This is a genomic window from Paenibacillus antibioticophila, assembly GCF_000455265.1.
Classification (GTDB): Bacteria; Bacillota; Bacilli; order Paenibacillales; family Paenibacillaceae; genus Fontibacillus; species Fontibacillus antibioticophila.
In genome coordinates, this window is sequence record NZ_HG005139.1 from 1,763,097 (window position 1) to 1,781,147 (window position 18,051).

The 18,051-nt window shown below is 40.8% G+C and carries 15 protein-coding genes and 1 pseudogene; 13 read left to right on the top strand and 3 right to left on the bottom strand.

The features are described from left to right. Positions 1 to 151 precede the first annotated feature (151 nt). From TX85_RS08060 to TX85_RS08080, 4 genes are all read left to right on the top strand, one after another. The gene (locus TX85_RS08060; protein ID WP_233500650.1) at positions 152 to 1,228 is read left to right on the top strand and encodes an AI-2E family transporter; all 1,077 of its coding nucleotides are present in this window, start codon (positions 152 to 154) and stop codon (positions 1,226 to 1,228) included. A gap of 285 nt (positions 1,229 to 1,513) precedes the next feature. Further along, on the top strand, positions 1,514 to 1,930 hold the full coding sequence (gene arr, locus TX85_RS08065; protein ID WP_044478588.1) for an NAD(+)--rifampin ADP-ribosyltransferase: 417 nt from the start codon (positions 1,514 to 1,516) through the stop codon (positions 1,928 to 1,930). A gap of 909 nt (positions 1,931 to 2,839) precedes the next feature. Beyond that, positions 2,840 to 4,018: an MFS transporter gene (locus tag TX85_RS08075; RefSeq protein WP_044478590.1), complete on the top strand. Its 1,179-nt coding sequence runs from the start codon at positions 2,840 to 2,842 to the stop codon at positions 4,016 to 4,018. A gap of 386 nt (positions 4,019 to 4,404) precedes the next feature. Then, on the top strand, positions 4,405 to 5,640 hold the full coding sequence (locus TX85_RS08080; protein ID WP_044478591.1) for an MFS transporter: 1,236 nt from the start codon (positions 4,405 to 4,407) through the stop codon (positions 5,638 to 5,640). A 532-nt stretch (positions 5,641 to 6,172) separates the two neighbouring features. Here TX85_RS08080 and TX85_RS28165 read toward each other — a convergent pair. Then, positions 6,173 to 6,295: pseudogene (locus TX85_RS28165) on the bottom strand (carbohydrate ABC transporter permease); the annotation flags it as partial. A gap of 153 nt (positions 6,296 to 6,448) precedes the next feature. Between TX85_RS28165 and TX85_RS08090 the strand changes: the two are divergent. Beyond that, a complete protein-coding gene (locus tag TX85_RS08090) occupies positions 6,449 to 6,799 on the top strand; it encodes an ABC transporter permease family protein (RefSeq protein ID WP_233500651.1) in 351 nt (116 codons plus the stop codon). 807 nt (positions 6,800 to 7,606) lie between these two features. Here the strand turns inward: TX85_RS08090 and TX85_RS08095 are convergent. Beyond that, positions 7,607 to 7,969 carry a winged helix-turn-helix transcriptional regulator gene (locus TX85_RS08095; RefSeq protein ID WP_044478593.1) on the bottom strand — a complete coding sequence of 121 codons (363 nt, stop codon included), beginning with the start codon at positions 7,967 to 7,969 and terminating at the stop codon, positions 7,607 to 7,609. 126 nt (positions 7,970 to 8,095) lie between these two features. Between TX85_RS08095 and TX85_RS08100 the strand changes: the two genes are divergently transcribed. The 6 genes from TX85_RS08100 (at position 8,096) to TX85_RS08120 (ending at position 15,021) form a co-directional block, all read left to right on the top strand. Continuing rightward, complete coding sequence (locus TX85_RS08100) at positions 8,096 to 9,211, top strand: S-(hydroxymethyl)glutathione dehydrogenase/class III alcohol dehydrogenase (protein ID WP_044478594.1); 1,116 nt, start codon at positions 8,096 to 8,098, stop codon at positions 9,209 to 9,211. Between the two features lie 4 nt (positions 9,212 to 9,215). Continuing rightward, the gene (gene fghA / locus TX85_RS08105; RefSeq protein WP_044479900.1) at positions 9,216 to 10,049 is read left to right on the top strand and encodes an S-formylglutathione hydrolase; all 834 of its coding nucleotides are present in this window, start codon (positions 9,216 to 9,218) and stop codon (positions 10,047 to 10,049) included. A gap of 109 nt (positions 10,050 to 10,158) precedes the next feature. Continuing rightward, on the top strand, positions 10,159 to 12,438 hold the full coding sequence (gene gshAB / locus TX85_RS08110; protein WP_044478595.1) for a bifunctional glutamate--cysteine ligase GshA/glutathione synthetase GshB: 2,280 nt from the start codon (positions 10,159 to 10,161) through the stop codon (positions 12,436 to 12,438). Positions 12,439 to 12,696: 258 nt separating this feature from the next. Beyond that, positions 12,697 to 12,858, top strand: a complete 162-nt coding sequence (locus tag TX85_RS28170) for a PTS transporter subunit EIIB (protein ID WP_392391834.1) — start codon at positions 12,697 to 12,699, stop codon at positions 12,856 to 12,858. Positions 12,859 to 13,065: 207 nt separating this feature from the next. Next, positions 13,066 to 14,244 (top strand): MFS transporter, encoded by a 1,179-nt coding sequence (locus TX85_RS08115; RefSeq protein ID WP_044478597.1) that lies wholly within the window; start codon positions 13,066 to 13,068, stop codon positions 14,242 to 14,244. A gap of 171 nt (positions 14,245 to 14,415) precedes the next feature. Continuing rightward, entirely contained in the window at positions 14,416 to 15,021 is a 606-nt protein-coding gene (locus TX85_RS08120; RefSeq protein ID WP_044478598.1) for a DUF1349 domain-containing protein, read from the top strand. A 316-nt stretch (positions 15,022 to 15,337) separates the two neighbouring features. Here TX85_RS08120 and TX85_RS08125 read toward each other — a convergent pair whose 3' ends face one another. Continuing rightward, the gene (locus tag TX85_RS08125; RefSeq protein WP_044478599.1) at positions 15,338 to 16,300 is read right to left on the bottom strand and encodes an AraC family transcriptional regulator; all 963 of its coding nucleotides are present in this window, start codon (positions 16,298 to 16,300) and stop codon (positions 15,338 to 15,340) included. A 142-nt stretch (positions 16,301 to 16,442) separates the two neighbouring features. On the opposite strand from TX85_RS08125, the gene TX85_RS08130 reads away from it, so the two are divergent. Together TX85_RS08130 and TX85_RS08135 are read left to right on the top strand one after the other, a co-directional pair. Beyond that, entirely contained in the window at positions 16,443 to 17,048 is a 606-nt protein-coding gene (locus TX85_RS08130) for a DUF1349 domain-containing protein (protein WP_044478601.1), read from the top strand. Positions 17,049 to 17,073: 25 nt separating this feature from the next. After that, positions 17,074 to 17,808: a sugar O-acetyltransferase gene (locus tag TX85_RS08135; protein WP_233500652.1), complete on the top strand. Its 735-nt coding sequence runs from the start codon at positions 17,074 to 17,076 to the stop codon at positions 17,806 to 17,808. The last annotated feature ends 243 nt before the right edge of the window (positions 17,809 to 18,051 follow it).

Consider the following 18,051-nt stretch of genomic DNA (forward strand, 5'->3'; position numbering starts at 1 on the left):
TATAGAAACGGTAGAATAACTTGCGGCAGGCGAGGCCAAATGCAATTCCCGGCTTGCATTCGCTTGCCAATATAAGTAACATCACTTTATGGGGTATCTAGAGAGAAGATTTTTGAGGCCCGAAATATGCGGATTCGGAGGAAACCAGTTGTTGATTAAAAACAAATCCATTCTATTTAGTTTATTTGTCGCTCTGCTGCTGCTCATCATTTATTTAGGCTCCAAAGTAAGCTTCATTTTTCAACCCTTCCTGTTATTATTTCAAGCCGTTGCCATTCCATTACTATTGTCGATGTTCTTGTATTATCTGTTAAGACCGGTCGTCAAGTATATGGAGCAGCACAAAATCAGACGAACACCTGCGATTCTGATCATTTATGTCGTGTTTACTATCATATTACTTTGGTTCATCTTGAGTCAGTGGCCAAAGCTAACAGATCAAATGGTCAGCTTGGTGAACGGGTTCCCTGATATTCTGGCAGATGTTAAATTCCAGCTTAGCCAGCTGGAGAATAACGAATGGGTGGCCTCTGTGTTCCCGTCGGATAACAATATCGTCGCTACCATTACTGAGTTTTTGAATAAAGGATTCTCGTCGATTACGAATTATGTGGGGAAATTTTTCTCCTTTGTCTCCAACTTTGCGATTATCCTGTTCACGACGCCGATTCTTCTGTTTTATATGCTGAAGGAAGGAGAAAAGCTGGGGCGCAAAGCGGTTCGCGCAACCCCTGTACGCTTCAAACGCGACATGCTCAGTATAATTACGGATATCGACAAGATGCTGAGCGGATTTATCGTAGGCAGAGTGCTCGTTAACCTCGCCTTGGGCGTGTTGATGTACATTGGATTTCTCATCATCGGACTGCCATATGCCTTCCTATTAACTGTGGTAGCTGTCATTGCTAACTTTATTCCCGTGATCGGAGCGATCCTGTCCTCCGTTCCGATCATTATCGTGGGCCTAACCCAATCACCTGCTACAGCGGTGTGGGCGCTTATCATCATTCTTGCAGCTCAACAGGTTCAGGATAATCTAATTGCTCCGTATGTATTTGGCAAGAGCATGGACATCCATCCGTTAACTACCATCATCCTGGTGCTTGGAGCGGGGAACATTAGCGGGATCGTGGGCATGATTATTATCATTCCCGTGTACATGATCCTAAAAATTATTGTTGTTCGTGTATTTCAGATCTTCTTCAAGCGGAAATGGCAGCGTTTGTAAACTTTTTAATTGATGAATTTCGAATACATGTATCGGAAAATGTCACACCTTATATAGAGCAAACGAAAAGGATAGGTGAACAGGAGGAGAGTACCTGTTACATCTATCCTTTTTTGTGCTACAGATGACATCATTATTTCAGTACAACGATACAAAACCAAATGTCAGTATTATTCTCTCTACTTAGAGTATACTATAATTTGTAAATTAATTATAGACTATTCATTTGTAGAATTCCCATACTATACTGTTAGATACAAATCAGAAAAAGAGAGGTGTATCATTATGAATGACAATAAAGAAGTCTTGGATCGGGGTCCTTTTTTTCATGGTACTAAAGTAGAATTGAAAATTGGAGATTTATTAGAACCACAACACTTATCCAATTACCAAGATAAAAAATCCAACCATATATATTTTACTGCAACCTTAGATGCTGCTAAATGGGGGGCTGAATTAGCAAGATCTGAATCAGAAGAAAGAATTTATATTGTTGAACCATTAGGTGATTTTGAAAATGATCCGAACTTAACTGACAAAAGATTTCCTGGCAATCCAACACGTTCTTACAGGTCTAAATCTCCCTTGAAAATAATAGCTGAATTAAGTTCATGGGAAAGACATTCCGAAGAAGAAATAAATCATATGCTTACATCTTTAAAAAAGTTAAGTGAAGAAGGAAAAAATGTAATCTACGACTAATCACTATCGAGCGTTGGCGGAGAGCGATGCGTTAACATTCCCAATTACGTATACGTTGATGGAAAGCCTGGAACTTGATTAGCCGTAATTATGGAAACGAAATTATTTATTACTGTCGGGGGACAAGATCAAGGTCCCATTGAAAGTCGCTAATTTAGCGGCTTTTTTGTTTTATCGGTACAAATTCTTGTCCCAAGTCGAGGACAAGAACTTGTACCGATTGCCGAAAAGAACAAGAACATGAGCTGATTACCGATAGATATGCCAAGTCTCTTAAGGATTTAAAACGGTATAGGGCTGTGTGGAGCGATCAACCAGCAGGAAATACGATGGTAGGGCATTCACAAACATCATTTCTTTTGCTCAAAGCGGTGCAATGTAGTACTACTGATGAAGATGCCATTATTGGCTTCTTAGTATTCTCAAAGAATGTTTTATCTAACAGCATGGTATCAATCCTCATCAAAATTATACTCCCTGGGAAGTTAGTGATACTTTACGGGAATAAAATGCCTTGAACGACGTTTGTTCGATGATATAATACTACCTAATGCTGTTTCTACAAGGAATTTATTTAACGGGGATTTTGTAATGCGTGTAAAGGGTGTAACTTGATTTCAAAGATGTGTGTGGCTACAAATTTCACGGACTGGACAGTCATGAAGGGAGAAGGATTACAAAATAAACATCCATTAATGGCCAGCATTTTTTTTACTTATAAGAGGCTTATTCTTAATTGGCGGAGAGATCATATCCGTTATTTACGGTACCATTGATGCAAATTGGAGAGGCGAATGGAAAGCCAGCCTTATTTTCAAGTTACTTTGAGTCATGAATATAAATTCGATTTATAGATGTGAGGATCAAGTACAGCAGAGAAGAAAACATTATTCTGGAAGGTGAAGTTTTATGAACACCATTAGTGTTAAGGACAGAGCAAAAAGCGCAAACCTATCGATTTTCATCCTATCGCTGGCTGCATTTGTAATCTTTACAACCGAGTTTATTGTCATTGGTCTTATGCCGAATATGGCAAGAGACCTCAATATCTCGATACCGGTCGCTGGTCAGCTGGTGACTTCGTTTGCACTCATTATTATTTTCGCCGGCCCCATTATGACCGCATTATTCGCCCGGGTGGAGCGGCGTGCGTTATTTGCATGGATATTGGTGGTATTTGCTATCAGTAATGTAGCCGTCGCGTTAGCTCCGGGCTTCTGGACGATTATGATTGTAAGAATTATCCCTGCGACTCTACTTCCAGTCTTCTGGGGAGTCGGTAGTGAAGCTGCTGCTATGCTTGTACCAAAAAAGGATGCCGGCAAGGCGATTTCCAAACTCTATTTGGGTTTAACGGGTGGATTGCTGTTTGGCATTCCTTTGGGCACCGTACTTGGTGACGCCGTAGGTTGGCGAGGAGCTTTCTGGTTTCTGGCTGTGATTTCGATTGTGGTGGCCGTGCTTTTGGCAAAAGGGATGCCAAAACTCCCTGCTGTCGAGCAGACAAGCCTGAAAAGCCAGATCAAATCTCTTTCGAATCGCTACTTTATTGCCAACCTCGTCCTTACAGTTGCAATACTCACAGCGATGTACGGTGCTTACACCTACCTCGCCGACATGCTGGAAGGATCTGCTGGTATCGCGCCAGCGCATGTAGGCTGGTGGCTGATGGGTTTTGGTACAGTCGGTCTATACGGCAACTATCTGGCTGGCCGGCTTGTTGACCGTTACGCCGTCATGGCTAACGTCTTGTTCTGCCTACTGATGGCTGTTGGCGCGGCAGGTGCAATTCTGTTCGTCGGACAACCTGCGATGTTCATAGCTGCTCTGGCGGTATGGGGCATTGCACATACGGCGCTATTCCCGCTTAGCCAGGCCCGGGTTATGAAGGCTGCAAACGAAGGAAAAGCACTGGCGGGTACATTAAATGTTTCCGCATGCAACTGCGGAATCGCAGCAGGTGCTTCGTTAGGAGGTTGGGCTATCAATGTAAGTGGGATCAGCGCGGCGATTTTTGGCGCTAGCATTCTGATTGCGCTATGTGCAGTTGCCTCTCCTGCAATTGAACGATTGAGACCGAAAGGATAAGCACCTGTCTATCTAATCTATCTACGGCTGAGGCGGACCTCCACTGCACTGAGCGGCGAGTTGCCCTAGCGCGTCAAGTTCGTCACGGATTTTCAGCTCTTGCAATGTGGCGATACGCTCTACTTGCTGGGGCCTCAATAGCCCCAAAGTTTCAAGGTACAGGTGCGATAGCTCAAGTATGGAATGAATGTAATGACTGCAAACTCCCAACTGCTAAAAATCCAGCGCGCATTGTTCGGGTGTTCTCCTGTCCTTGGCTTCGTCATGGCCTTTAGATCGTACGTACGCCAACCATACGCGATGTAATTGGGGCATCGACAGAAGAAATGGGACTCATACTCTTTGGATTTTCGATAGGCGCGCGTGATGGGAGGTATTCAGAATTAATGCAGAAATCAAAGTATTTTAATAAAGTTTATGCCCTGCAGCTTGTCACCATCTTTTTAGGTTTTATTATTTTTGGTATCTCAGAGAATATAAAAGGTCCGGCGATTCCAAGGATTCAGTTTGATTTCAATCTAAATGAAGAACAATTGGGTAGTTTGTTATCCTTGAATGCCTTAGGATATTTAATTGCTTGCTCGTTTACTGCTGTTCTAGTGCGTAAATGGGGGATCAAAGCTACAAGTATTTTATCCTTTGCCTCCATGTTGATTTCCGGTGTTTTTATTTTTATTTCGCATACTTACCCACTATTTGCTGCTTCTTATTTTCTGATGTATATAGGAAATGGGATGCTGGAGATTGCACTGGCGATTTTGGGAGCAAGGATCTTTGTTAAGAATACGGGAGCAATGATGAATTTATCCCATGCTTTTTACGGGTTAAGTTCAACGGTCGCACCTCTAATAGCAACTGGAGTTATGTCTGTTCAGATGTTTGGTCAAACGTTGGATTGGCGTGGCATGTATCTGGTAATGCTTTCTTTAACTTTATTACCGATTTTGACTGCCTTGCCCAGCTCATTTCCTGGGGATGATCTTCCGAATGAAAGTCGGACCCCTTTTAAAGAATTGCTGCGAGATCCTGTATTGTGGTATATGGTGCTGATTCTCTCTTTCGGAGTTGTGTCTGAATTGGCTGTAGGTGGTTGGCTAGTTAACTTTTTGGAAAAAGCTTACCATTGGAATACAGTTAAGGCTTCCGGTATGTTGTCACTATTTTTTCTTTCTTTTGTCATTTCTCGACTCATATTAGGTCCTGTGACAGATAGAATTGGATTTACCGTTTCTTTCATTATTTTTTCCGGTTTTTCTGCAATATGTACGTTTGCTGCTATCGCTGGGGGGGAACAGTGGTCTTTTCTTTTTGCAGCATCAGGTATTGGGATTGCAATGATTTATCCTACGGTTATGGCCTTTATTGCAAAACGGTATCCGCGTGGAAGTGATACCGCAATTACTTTTACTGTTACACTAATGGGGCTTGGCAGCGTTATTGGTAACTATGTTATCGGTTTTGTCACAGAAATGGTCAAAAAGATCTATGGTGAAGGAGACTCCATTGGCTTGCTGCGCGGACTACAAGCAGGCTATGGATTTATCGGGTTGTGCGCTCTTTTATGTACCGTTTGTAGCTGCATTTTGTATAGGTATTTAAAAAAGCATGGGGAACTAATCTAAACATAGCCAGCATTTTATCTCACTAAGGTGGACAAAAAAATGACATTGGGAAAAGGATACAGCAGGGAAGTATCCTTTTCAGCGGATTGTATGATCATGCAGGGACTTGGTTCTATCATGGCCCGGGCATAAAAAATCGTCTTATAAGTCTTTAAACAACCGTCTTCATGAAGACAGACGGTTTCTTTTAATAATTTGATTGTAATCGATTTTAAGATAATAGGAGGTTATATAATGACTATGACTGGAGCTAAAGTAAAAGAACAGGTCAAAAGTGGACGCTTATCGCCGCCGTTATCGGCATAGTAGGTCCGACCATCAGCCTGTCCCTTATTCAAGAAGGAAAAGTGGAAATTATCCGCGAGAATAACACGGTCGTGCCGCTCGGCGAAAAGCTGGACAAAATTTACCCCAGCCCGCGGCGGTACCCGGCGTTTTCCTGTGCGGTCGCACGGGATGCTCGTCAACCGGATGGGTTATACGGAAGCCCAGGCTCCGTGCGGCCCAAAACATCGGCAACGCGGCTGATGCTATAGGTCGGAATCAAGCCGCCGGAGGAAAACATCGTGAACGTGAACAGGATTGTAATGACGTTCCGCCCCCGAAAATCCCTTCGGGATAACGGATAGGCTGCCAAGGTGGTCATGATCACGTTGTTTGGTAAACCAACATTTAGGGATTATCAATACGATGTGGGTCATGATCCTGCCGGGTGCGGTTAGCGTATACAACACGATCATCATGCGTACGTACTTCCAACATTCCGCTTGAACTGGAAGAGAGTGCGTTTATCGACGGTGCTACCGACATGCAACTGCTGCTGAAGGTGGTACTCCCGTTGTCGACGCCGATCATCGCCGTTTTGATGATGTTTTACGGCGTTGGTCGGTGGAACGGCTACTTCGCTGCCATGATTTATTTGTCCGATCGCGAATTGTTTCCGCTCCAGCTGATCTTGAGAGAAATCCTTGTGCAGAACCAGATGGGGGATGCGGCCAACCAGGCGATGATGAACAGCAACCAAAGTGAGATTAACATGATCAAGCAGTCCATTAAATATGCTGTCGTTGTCGTTTCAAGTGTTCCGGTGCTGATCTTCTATCCGATAGTGTCCAAGTATTTTGAAAAAGGGATCATGGTTGGTGCGATCAAAGGCTAAACCAATACAATAAGATTTCATGCGTTAACCTTGTCGTTAGTCACCGGAATCGCACGGTGGATGAAAAGAATCCTCCTCTGGTCCGGCGAAGACGCGTCTAGGTTCCTCCTGAAGAATGGCTAGCTCCAGGGTCTTGACCCTGGAGCTTTTAGCTGTTATTTTCCATGAGCTCTACTTTGACAGTGTACGATAGAAGAGGTCAATGGAGTAATCCCTACCGAACTGGGAATCAGGCAGGCCCCAATTACCAGTCCAGCACAGATTCGGAAAGAGTTCGCGTCGTTACTGAATATTTCCGGACTTGCAGTTTCGCCAACATCGCCAGCATAGACGCCGGAATTGGAGAAAAAAAGAAACGGTATTATTCCGCCGCTCATTTGTGCCTAATGGCCGTCCGCCTCTGTCAGCAACGCCTTTGTGATTTCATCGAGGCGGAAGTCGAAATGTAGGGGGACAAGAGCATAGTTCCATTACCGATTGCACTTCTCTAAGCAATAAGCTAACCAAGCCAAAGGAACAAAGAACGAGACAATTTCTAAGTAGAGTTATGAAAAATCAGGATCATACCTTTAGTCGTTCAGCATTTCTCTGCATTAGTTCAGTACAACATAGGTTTTTTTTGGTTAGGAACACCAGGTAGATACTAATCAGTCATCTGAAAATGCAATTGAGGTGCTGGGCTCCCACCCGATAACAATGGTTTTATAGCCACCGGCTTACAGCCTTTGTATATCCACATTGCATATTTGCGTAAAGTTATTAGCAAATATGCAATGTGGATATTTATTAGTTAATCAATTAAAAATTTTAGTCAACAGTTGCTTCATCAGCCTTTTCCTCCAAAAATGATCTGAAATTATCTCCCCAATCACAAATGGAAGTTACCACGGGTTCTAGAAGTAAACCAATTTCACTTAGTTCATATTCCACTTTAGGAGGTACAACCGGGTATACACATCTAGTTATTATTTTATCGTCTTCTAATTCCCTTAATTGTCTGATTAACATACGTTGATTGACATCTGGAAGGTATTTTTGTATATCGCTTAACCTTAATGGGGATTGTTGGAGAAGACACCATATGATCGCTATTTTCCATCGTCCACCTATAACTGATAAAGCTAAATCTTTGCTAGTAAAAAAAGTTTTTTCTTTATATTCGATTTCCATACATTCTGTTTCCTTCCTTGTTATTATTTTGTTTATAGTGACAAAAACGTCAGTATTGTTCGTTTAATTATAATATGTAATTATGGAAAATGTAAATTAGAAAATACAAAGAAAGAAGGGATTCATCTGAAAAGCAGAGCTGCTGTTGCATTTAAACCAGGAGAACCACTTCAAATCGTTGAAATCGATGTAGAAGAACCAAAAGCAAAAGAGGTATTAGTAAAAATTCTATATACTTCAGTCTGTCATACAGATGCTTTTACATTATCAGGCGACGATCCAGAGGGCATATTTCCTGCTGTACTAGGTCATGAAGGTGCTGGTGTTGTCGTCGCTGTTGGAAATGAAGTGACTTCAGTAAAACCAGGAGACCATGTTATTCCGTTATACACGGCTGAATGTGGAGAGTGTAAGTTCTGTCGTTCTGGTAAAACAAACTTATGTAGTGCCGTACGAGAAACGCAAGGTAAAGGTTTAATGCCCGATGGAACAACTCGATTCTCTTATAATGGAGAACCTATTTATCATTACATGGGAACAAGTACATTTAGTGAATATACAGTCGTTCCTGAAGTTTCCTTAGCAAAAATTGACCCAGAAGCGCCACTAGATAAAGTTTGTCTATTTGGATGCGGGGTTACTACAGGTATAGGCGCTGTACACAATACAGCAAAAGTGGAAGAAGGAGCTGTAACAGCCGTATTTGGTCTTGGAGCGATTGGATTAGCTGCTATTCAAGGATTGGTCCAAGCAAAAGCAAGTAGAATTATTGCTGTAGACTTAAATGAGGATAAGTTTGAATTAGCTAAAAAAATGGGCGCAACCGATTTTATTAATCCTTCTAAATTCGATAAACCTGTCCAAGAAGTCATCGTTGAAATGACGGATGGAGGGGTAGATTATAGCTTCGAATGTATTGGAAATGTAGAAGTCATGAGGTCTGCTCTTGAATGTTGCCATAAAGGTTGGGGTGAAAGTACGATCATCGGAGTAGCTGGTGCAGGAAAAGAGATTCATACGCGTCCATTCCAGTTGGTAACAGGCCGAGTATGGCGTGGGTCGGCCTTTGGTGGAGTGAAAGGAAGAACTCAACTACCAGGCATGGTTGAAGAATTTATGAATGGTGAAATTGATTTAGATCCTTATATCACACACCACTTAAACTTTACAGACATCAATGAAGCATTTGAATTGCTTCATAAAGGAGAGTCCATTCGTACGATTTTAACATATGGAGAGTGAGAAAGTGAGTCTTAAACTTATTGAAAAACATCGCTCTTTTGGCGGAGAACAATGCAAGTACAGCCATTACTCGGAAGTCTTGCAATGTGATATGACATTTAGTATCTACTTGCCATCAAATAAAGAAATGAAAAAGATCCCCCTCATTTGGTGGTTATCGGGTCTAACTTGTACAGATGACAATTTTAGTCAAAAAAGCGGATTTCAAAGATTGGCTGAAAAATATCAAGTGGCAGTCGTTATTCCAGATACTTCACCACGTGGAGAAAATATTGCGGATGATGAAGCATGGGACCTTGGTCAAGGTGCAGGTTTTTATGTAGATGCTATTCAAGATCCATGGGCAAAGCAGTACAAGATGTATACGTATATAGTAGATGAATTGACAACAATTACGGCAGCATTGGTAACCAATTTTTCAGGAGAAGAAAGCATAATGGGCCACTCAATGGGTGGCCACGGTGCTTTAGTGATTGGCATGAAAAATCCGACGAGATTCAAAACAATCTCCGCTTTTTCTCCTATCTTAAGCCCTAGTCAAGTTCCGTGGGGGATAAAGGCTTTCTCTTCTTATTTAGGTGAAGACCAAACTTACTGGAATGAATGGGATGCTTCGGAACTGGTCAAAAAAACTAACGTTCAACCTATCCTCATTACGCAAGGAACTCAAGATGAGTTTTATCCCAAACAATTAGAAGAAACAATTTTTTTAAATAATGCTAACAAAAATAATCAAGTGATTAATTATCAAAAAGTTGAAGGTTATGATCATAGCTATTTCTTTATTGCTTCTTTCTTAGATGAGCATTTCGATTTCCATATGAAATACTTAGGTTAATTCATTTAGGAATTGAAATAAATATATCCGATATCCACATTGCAATTGCAAGTGAATGTGAATATTTTCATCTAAAAAGATGAGAAATTCTTCAATGGGGGGGCTACCTATGGATTTTAAGAAAATGTTAGTCGATGACCGAGTTAAGCCATATGTATTAAAAGCGCGTTTTGGAGTTGAAAAAGAGAGTAAACGAGTTGACTTATCTGGAAATTTAGTTAAAACAGATCACCCTAAAAGTATTTCGCTGCGAGATGAGCATCCGTATATTCAGCGGGATTTTTCAGAATTACAGATGGAAATAATCACACCTGTTACTGACACATTAGAGGAACTTTTTAATTACTTAGCAGCAATCCATGACGTTGCTTATCGTTCTATGGGTAAAAATGAGATGCTTTGGCCATTAAGCATGCCGCCACAGTTACCAGAAAAAGAAGAAAATATAGTGATTGCAAAATTGAAAAATATTGAAAATATTCGTTATCGCCAATCATTAACCAATTCGTACGGCCGTCGTAAGCAAATGATTTGTGGTGTTCATTTTAACTTTGAATTTGGCGATGAGTTCATTCAAGCATTATTTAATGCACAATCGGAGATTAATGATTATAGACATTTTAAAACAGAGATTTACCTAAAAGCGTCAAGAAACTATTTACATTATCGATGGATAGTCACTTATTTTTATGGAGCTTCTCCTATTAGTGAAAAGAATTTTTTTGAAGAGGATTTGTTGAATGAAGCTGTAAGAAGCATTCGAAGTAGTAAGTATGGTTACACTAATTCCGATGATGTTCAAGTATCATATAGCAGTATACAGAACTATCTAACAGATCTTTCTTCGATGGTTAAAAAAGGACTACTATCTGCAGAAAAAGAATTTTATTCACCTGTCCGTTTAAGAGGTGGGCGTAATGCGTCTGAATTAGAAACACGTGGTATTCGTTATATCGAATTGCGTAATATCGATTTAAATCCTTTTGAAACGTATGGAATTAGCTACGAACAAGCAGAATTTCTCCATCTTTTCTTAATCTATTTGCTATGGAAAGATGAAGGGGGAAATTGTGATGAATGGGTAAAAATGGGTGGTGTTAACAATGATAAAGTGGCTCTTGAGCATCCATTGGAGCCTACCCAATTTGAAGCAGAAGCTAAAAATATAATTGATGAGATGGAACATTTAGTAGAAATCTTAAATTTGACAATATCGGATACGTTATTTGTTCATCTCAGAGAAATGTTAATGGACCCAAGTAAGACTTTGGCTGGAAAGATATATAAAGAGAGTGAAAAAAGCAGCCAAAGCGAAGTGGCTACTTATATAGCTAAAGAAAATTATAAAAAATCATGGGAGAAGCCATATCAATTATCAGGATTTACCGACATGGAGTTGTCCACTCAGATTTTAATGTTTGATGCGATCCAACAAGGAATCGAAGTAGAAGTTTTGGATCGACAGGATCAATTTTTGAAACTCCAATTAAAAGATCATGTTGAATATGTGAAAAATGGGAATATGACAAGTAAAGATAGCTATGTATCAGCATTAATTATGGAAAATAAAACAGTAACAAAGAAGATACTTCAACAACATGGATTCCACGTGCCGAAAGGTGAAGAATTCCAGACAATCGAACAGGCTTTACGTTCCTATGATTTATTTACTTCCAAATCTTTTGTAGTGAAGCCGAAAACAACAAACTATGGATTAGGGATATCGATCTTCAAAGAAGGCGCAAATTATGAAGATTATCAAAAAGCCATTACACTGGCATTTAAAGAGGACTCCTCTATACTAATAGAAGAATTTATTAAAGGAACAGAATATCGATTTTTTGTTTTAGAGGATAAAGTGTATGCTGTTTTATTACGAATTCCGGCGAATATTAAAGGTGATGGCAACCATACAATTCAAGAGTTAGTCATTCAAAAGAATCGTGACCCTCTTAGGGGAAGAGATCATAGGACGCCTTTAGAAAGTTTACAATTAGGTGAATTGGAGAGCCTGATGCTTAAAGGACAAGGATATCGAATGGATTCAATCCCCTCAAATGGTGAAATGATCTATTTACGTGAAAACTCTAACATAAGTACAGGTGGAGACTCGATTGATGTGACCGATCAAATACCTGAGGATTATAAAAAAATTGCAGTGGATGCGGTATCCGCACTTGGTGTCAAGATCTGCGGAATTGATTTGATTATTGAAAATACAGAAGTTCCTGCAACTAATAAAAATGCTTATGGAATAATTGAAGCAAACTTTAATCCATCAATGTATATGCATGTTTTTCCACACAAAGGAAAGCCCCGACGTTTAACCATGCATGTTATACATTTTTTATTCCCTGAACTATTACAAAGTCAGGAATCAACAAATTAGGAGTCCTAGAAAACTGTGAAGGATTGGAAAGTTAAACATTACAAAGATGGGTTAAAGAAGTCCGTAATTACTTTCACTGTTTCTAGCAGTCTCTTTTGCACGGGACTTCCGGAATGAAGTCGTCTTTTCATGGGTTCAGAACGAAAATGAAATAGTTCATTAATTCTTTGCTTTAATTGAACTCACGGAGCTTTTTAGATGAACAGTTCTTTTATTGAGAGGAAGAGAAATGAAGTTTAGACAATTGATTTAGGATATATTGAAGGTGTTGGAGGTAAAAGCAATACGAGGCATGTAACTCATTGCTTTACCCGTCTTCGTTTTATTTATTTGATGAGCGTGGAGGTTGATCGTGCTTTATATGGATTTATCTTCATGCTCTTTTTAATGATCATTTTTTTTCAAGCTAGCTTTGTATAGTTGTTAGTACATCATATTACGTGGATACTTGCTATGGGCAACTTCCATAAATCCAGTTGAAACAATGGAAGTCGCATAATCAAATGTAAAGCTACAACGAAAACATATATATCTATATTACTTTGAGTCATGAATATAAATTCGATTTATAGATGTGAGGATCAAGTACAGCAGAGAAGAAAACATTATTCTGGAAGGTGAAGTTTTATGAACACCATTAGTGCTAAGGACAGAGCAAAAAGCGCAAACCTATCGATTTTCATCCTATCGCTGGCTGCATTTGTAATCTTTACAACCGAGTTTATTGTCATTGGTCTTATGCCGAATATGGCAAGAGACCTCAATATCTCGATACCGGTCGCTGGTCAGCTGGTGACTTCGTTTGCACTCATTATTATTTTCGCCGGCCCCATTATGACCGCATTATTCGCCCGGGTGGAGCGGCGTGCGTTATTTGCATGGATATTGGTGGTATTTGCTATCAGTAATGTAGCCGTCGCGTTAGCTCCGGGCTTCTGGACGATTATGATTGTAAGAATTATCCCTGCGACTCTACTTCCAGTCTTCTGGGGAGTCGGTAGTGAAGCTGCTGCTATGCTTGTACCAAAAAAGGATGCCGGCAAGGCGATTTCCAAACTCTATTTGGGTTTAACGGGTGGATTGCTGTTTGGCATTCCTTTGGGCACCGTACTTGGTGACGCCGTAGGTTGGCGAGGAGCTTTCTGGTTTCTGGCTGTGATTTCGATTGTGGTGGCCGTGCTTTTGGCAAAAGGGATGCCAAAACTCCCTGCTGTCGAGCAGACAAGCCTGAAAAGCCAGATCAAATCTCTTTCGAATCGCTACTTTATTGCCAACCTCGTCCTTACAGTTGCAATACTCACAGCGATGTACGGTGCTTACACCTACCTCGCCGACATGCTGGAAGGATCTGCTGGTATCGCGCCAGCGCATGTAGGCTGGTGGCTGATGGGTTTTGGTACAGTCGGTCTATACGGCAACTATCTGGCTGGCCGGCTTGTTGACCGTTACGCCGTCATGGCTAACGTCTTGTTCTGCCTACTGATGGCTGTTGGCGCGGCAGGTGCAATTCTGTTCGTCGGACAACCTGCGATGTTCATAGCTGCTCTGGCGGTATGGGGCATTGCACATACGGCGCTATTCCCGCTTAGCCAGGCCCGGGTTATGAAGGCTGCAAACGAAGGAAAAGCACTGGCGGGTACGTTGAATGTTTCCGCATGCAACTGCGGAATCGCAGCAGGTGCTTCGTTAGGAGGTTGGGCTATCAACTTAAGTGGGATCAGCGCGGCGATTTTTGGCGCTAGCATTCTGATTGCGCTATGTGCAGTTGCCTCTCCTGCAATTGAACGATTGAGACCGAAAGGATAAGCCTGGGGCTATCTACGGCTGGGGCAGCCCGCTACTGAACTGAGCGGTGAGTTGCCCTTATGCGCTCTTTTATGTTCCGTTTGTAGCTGCATTTTGTATCGGTATTTAAAAAAGCGTGGGGAATTAATCTAAGCATAATCAGCATTTTATTTCACTAAGGAGGACAAAAAAATGATCATTAAGAAAATGGACTGGAGTGCAGGGAAATGGCTGAATAAGCCGCAATCCGCCCAAAAAGAAGGGGATTTCTATAAGGTTATGCCTGAGAAGGGAAGAGACTTCTGGAAAAAAACCTTATATGGCTTCGAATATGAAGATGGCTCCGCTTTGTTGGCGAATTGGGATAACAATACAGCCGTGGAAGTATCCTTTCTACTCTCGTCATTCACAGAATTGTATGATCAGGCAGGGATTTTGTTATATCATGGCCCCGGGCAATGGATTAAAACCGGGGTTGAAGTCAATGACGGTATTCCTCAGCTTTCCGCAGTTGTAACCGATGGTTACTCTGACTGGTCGCTTGCTGCCGTACCGGAGTGGTTTGGAGAAGAAGTTACTCTTCGCGCTTCAATTATTAAGGATGCCGTGATTATCCGCGCACGGACACAGCACCATGCTTGGCGTACCATACGTGTAGCACGTTTTCCCTACCCAATAGGGAATCAGGCAGGCCCTTATACCACCTCTCCAACTCGAGAGGGATTTGAGGTTACCTTTACTCGCTGGGACTTTACGAGTCCCGACCAAGATCTTCATACCGATCCTACTGGGGAATAAATAAACAGGCATCAGAGTATGATATGTCTCTATCTGCTATATAGTTGCTCTCTTCGCGGATCAGTTCCAGCGAGACACGTTTATGTATCAATTAATTAATGACGACGTGGCCAGGGGAATAGAGAAGCAAAAGGAGCGGCATTATTCCGCCGCTCCTTTGTGCCTAATGACCGTTCGCCTCCATCAGCAACGCCTTCAAAATTCGGTGAACCTGCCACTGACGTTCGCCCTGCTGTAAAAGCATATGATTTCATCGACTACTAGGAGTACAAAGATGTAATGAGTATCTCCATTGGATACACAGTGGAGCGATAAACTAAATTGAATTTTCCTTCCTGTACTCTCCAGGTGTTACTCCGACTTTTTTTCTAAACATTCTAATAAAATAACTCGGGGAATTAAAACCACACTCCGAACAGATTTCTTGGATAGAACGAGTAGTACCATGTAAAAGACGTTGGGCAGCTTCAATCCGGTATCGCAATAAATATTCTACTGGTGAACATTTCATATAAGATTGAAAGCATCGGGACGCCTCACTCTTACTAATATTAGACGAGTTCGAAATGTCTTCGAGTGTCACAGGGTTCATGTAGTTTTTTTGAATGAATGAAATCATGTTCTGAAGTCTCACTTGATATTGTAATTCTTGTTTATCAGTAGTAACGGAGGGAAGTTGATTTCGATGTTGAACAAATGACAACCATATCTGATTGAGAAGGCATTGTACCTGCATTTCGAAGCCAACATCTGAGAATGCATCTATATTAAAATCTAGAACAGGAAATGAACCGTAGCTACTCTCAGCGCCATATCGCTGAAGCAGAGCAAAGATATTTTCTAGCTTTCTCAGAATTTCATTATGCCAAGTTTCTTGAGCACGTAAAACCACATAGGGCAGATTCTTATCGCCAAGAATTGGCATGACATATTTTTTATATAGGACGCTGCTATGTGGAGCAATCAACTCAGCAGAAAATACGATGGTAGGGCATTCACAAACATCATATTCATTTTTTTGTTCAAAGGAGTGCAATGTATTACTACTGATGAAGATGCCATCGTTGGCTTCTAATTCAATACGGTGGTGCCCCACTTGAACCAGTACTGTCCCTCCGCGCGCAACAAAGAATTCCAGCTCAAAGTGCCAGTGTAGAGGCACTCTATAATTAAGGAATTTATGTAACTCATCTACATAGTATTGAATCGGGAAATCAAGCTGACCATGTTGAATCTTTTCAAAGAATGTATTATCTAATGGCATAGTATCAATTCTCATTGGAATCATCCTTATTGGGAAAATAGTGTTATTTCATGGGAATAAAGTAACTTGAACGACATTTTAATGATGATATAATACTATCTGAAGTATAGAACAGTTGCAAGATGACTTACTTTTAAATTACAGGGGGAACGCTACGATGAGAAATCAAGATTTTGAAAATTTTTGCTGGTTAAACGAATCTCATATAACATTTGAAGATGACAAAATGATTATGTTCGCTCCAGAGAAAACAGATATTTTTTGTAATAATGGAGCCGTTTCAGAGGAAGGTATTACACCAGAAAGTCTCTCAAATGCTCCGTTTTTCTATAAGGAAGTTAACGGGGATTTTGTAATGCGAGCAAAAGTGCAACTTGATTTCAAGGATGTTTATGATGCCGCTTGCCTAATGGTGATGAAAGACCTAGAAGTTTGGGGGAAACTATGTTTTGAACTTACAGATTTCAATACACACGCTGTTGTCAGTGTGGTCACAAATCAAACTTCCGATGATGCTAACGGTAACAATATTGAGGGTGATTCCGTGTGGCTACAAATTTCACGGTCAGGACAGTCATTCGCTTTTCACTACTCTTTAGATGGTAAACAGTTTTTTATGACTAGATTCTTTAATCTTCCTGTCGAGGATAAAGTCAAGGTAGGTTTTCTTTCTCAATCTCCGACCGGCAGAGGCGGAAATAGAATCTATTCACATTTTTCACTAGAACAGAGAACAGTTAAAAATATCAGAGTCGGCCAGTAATATTGTAATTAGGTGTATATTAAGTATGGTTTTTGTATTTATCAAAATGGAAAATCTTATGTACGTTATAATAGATTTGATCATTGATATCAGGGCTGCTAAAAGAGAGGATTTGACAAATATGAAAGAGGAAGAACGTATTTTCCAAGGTAAGTTATTTGCTCCATCAAACCCTGATTTAAAAGTGATAAAACGAAATGCTCACAATCTAAGTCAAAATTATAGCAATACGTACGAGGGTCAGGAGGAAGAACGTAATCGTATACTCGAGCAATTGCTAGGACGTGTGGGGAAGAGTTGTTATATGCAAGGACCTATATTTTTTCATTATGGAACACACACCGAAATCGGTGATCATTTTTTCGCTAACTATAACTTAACTGTTCAGGATGACGCTAAAGTCAGCATTGGAAATAATACCCTTTTTGGTCCCAATGTAACCATTGCTACACCAATCCATCCATTTATCGCTTCGGAGCGAAAACAGATGATCAACCAAAAAGGAGAGACAAAGCCTTTGTGTTACGCAAAGCCAGTAACCATTGGTAACAATGTCTGGCTAGCCACCAATGTAACGGTTTGTGGCGGGGTTACTATTGGTGACGGTTGTGTGATTGGTGCTGGTAGCGTGGTAACTCGTGATATTCCAGCGAATTCCTTTGCCGCTGGAGTTCCGTGTAAGGTCATTCGCCCTATAACTGATGACGATAGCATGCGCTTTAAACCAGAAATATTAGCTGATTGCCGAATCGATGAATAAAAGTGTTTACTGGAGAGTAACGGACTTTAAATTGAATTTTTTAAAACCCGTCGATGATTATTTTAACGGGTTTTTATTTTTTGTTAAAACGATGACGGAGGAAATCTAAGAGGGAAAAGGACAAATTACGGCAAAGGGTGCAAGTTCTTGTGATGTTAATTAACCATCCTACTAAGAGGTCTGATGAAGTTCTTATCTGGAAGGACCATACGACTGTGCTATAATAAATACGCCAAACACGTA

Excerpts from the sequence above, each read along its gene's own strand:
- arr (WP_044478588.1), top strand. The coding sequence starts at position 1,514 with ATGAATGACAATAAAGAAGTCTTGGATCGGGGTCCTTTTTTTCATGGT.
- TX85_RS08095 (WP_044478593.1), bottom strand. The coding sequence starts at position 7,969 with ATGGAAATCGAATATAAAGAAAAAACTTTTTTTACTAGCAAAGATTTA.
- TX85_RS08125 (WP_044478599.1), bottom strand. The coding sequence starts at position 16,300 with ATGAGAATTGATACTATGCCATTAGATAATACATTCTTTGAAAAGATT.
- TX85_RS08115 (WP_044478597.1), top strand. The coding sequence starts at position 13,066 with ATGAACACCATTAGTGCTAAGGACAGAGCAAAAAGCGCAAACCTATCG.
- TX85_RS08130 (WP_044478601.1), top strand. The coding sequence starts at position 16,443 with ATGAGAAATCAAGATTTTGAAAATTTTTGCTGGTTAAACGAATCTCAT.
- TX85_RS08090 (WP_233500651.1), top strand. The coding sequence starts at position 6,449 with ATGCAACTGCTGCTGAAGGTGGTACTCCCGTTGTCGACGCCGATCATC.
- TX85_RS08075 (WP_044478590.1), top strand. The coding sequence starts at position 2,840 with ATGAACACCATTAGTGTTAAGGACAGAGCAAAAAGCGCAAACCTATCG.
- TX85_RS08120 (WP_044478598.1), top strand. The coding sequence starts at position 14,416 with ATGATCATTAAGAAAATGGACTGGAGTGCAGGGAAATGGCTGAATAAG.
- gshAB (WP_044478595.1), top strand. The coding sequence starts at position 10,159 with ATGGATTTTAAGAAAATGTTAGTCGATGACCGAGTTAAGCCATATGTA.
- TX85_RS08080 (WP_044478591.1), top strand. The coding sequence starts at position 4,405 with ATGCAGAAATCAAAGTATTTTAATAAAGTTTATGCCCTGCAGCTTGTC.
- TX85_RS08135 (WP_233500652.1), top strand. The coding sequence starts at position 17,074 with ATGGTTTTTGTATTTATCAAAATGGAAAATCTTATGTACGTTATAATA.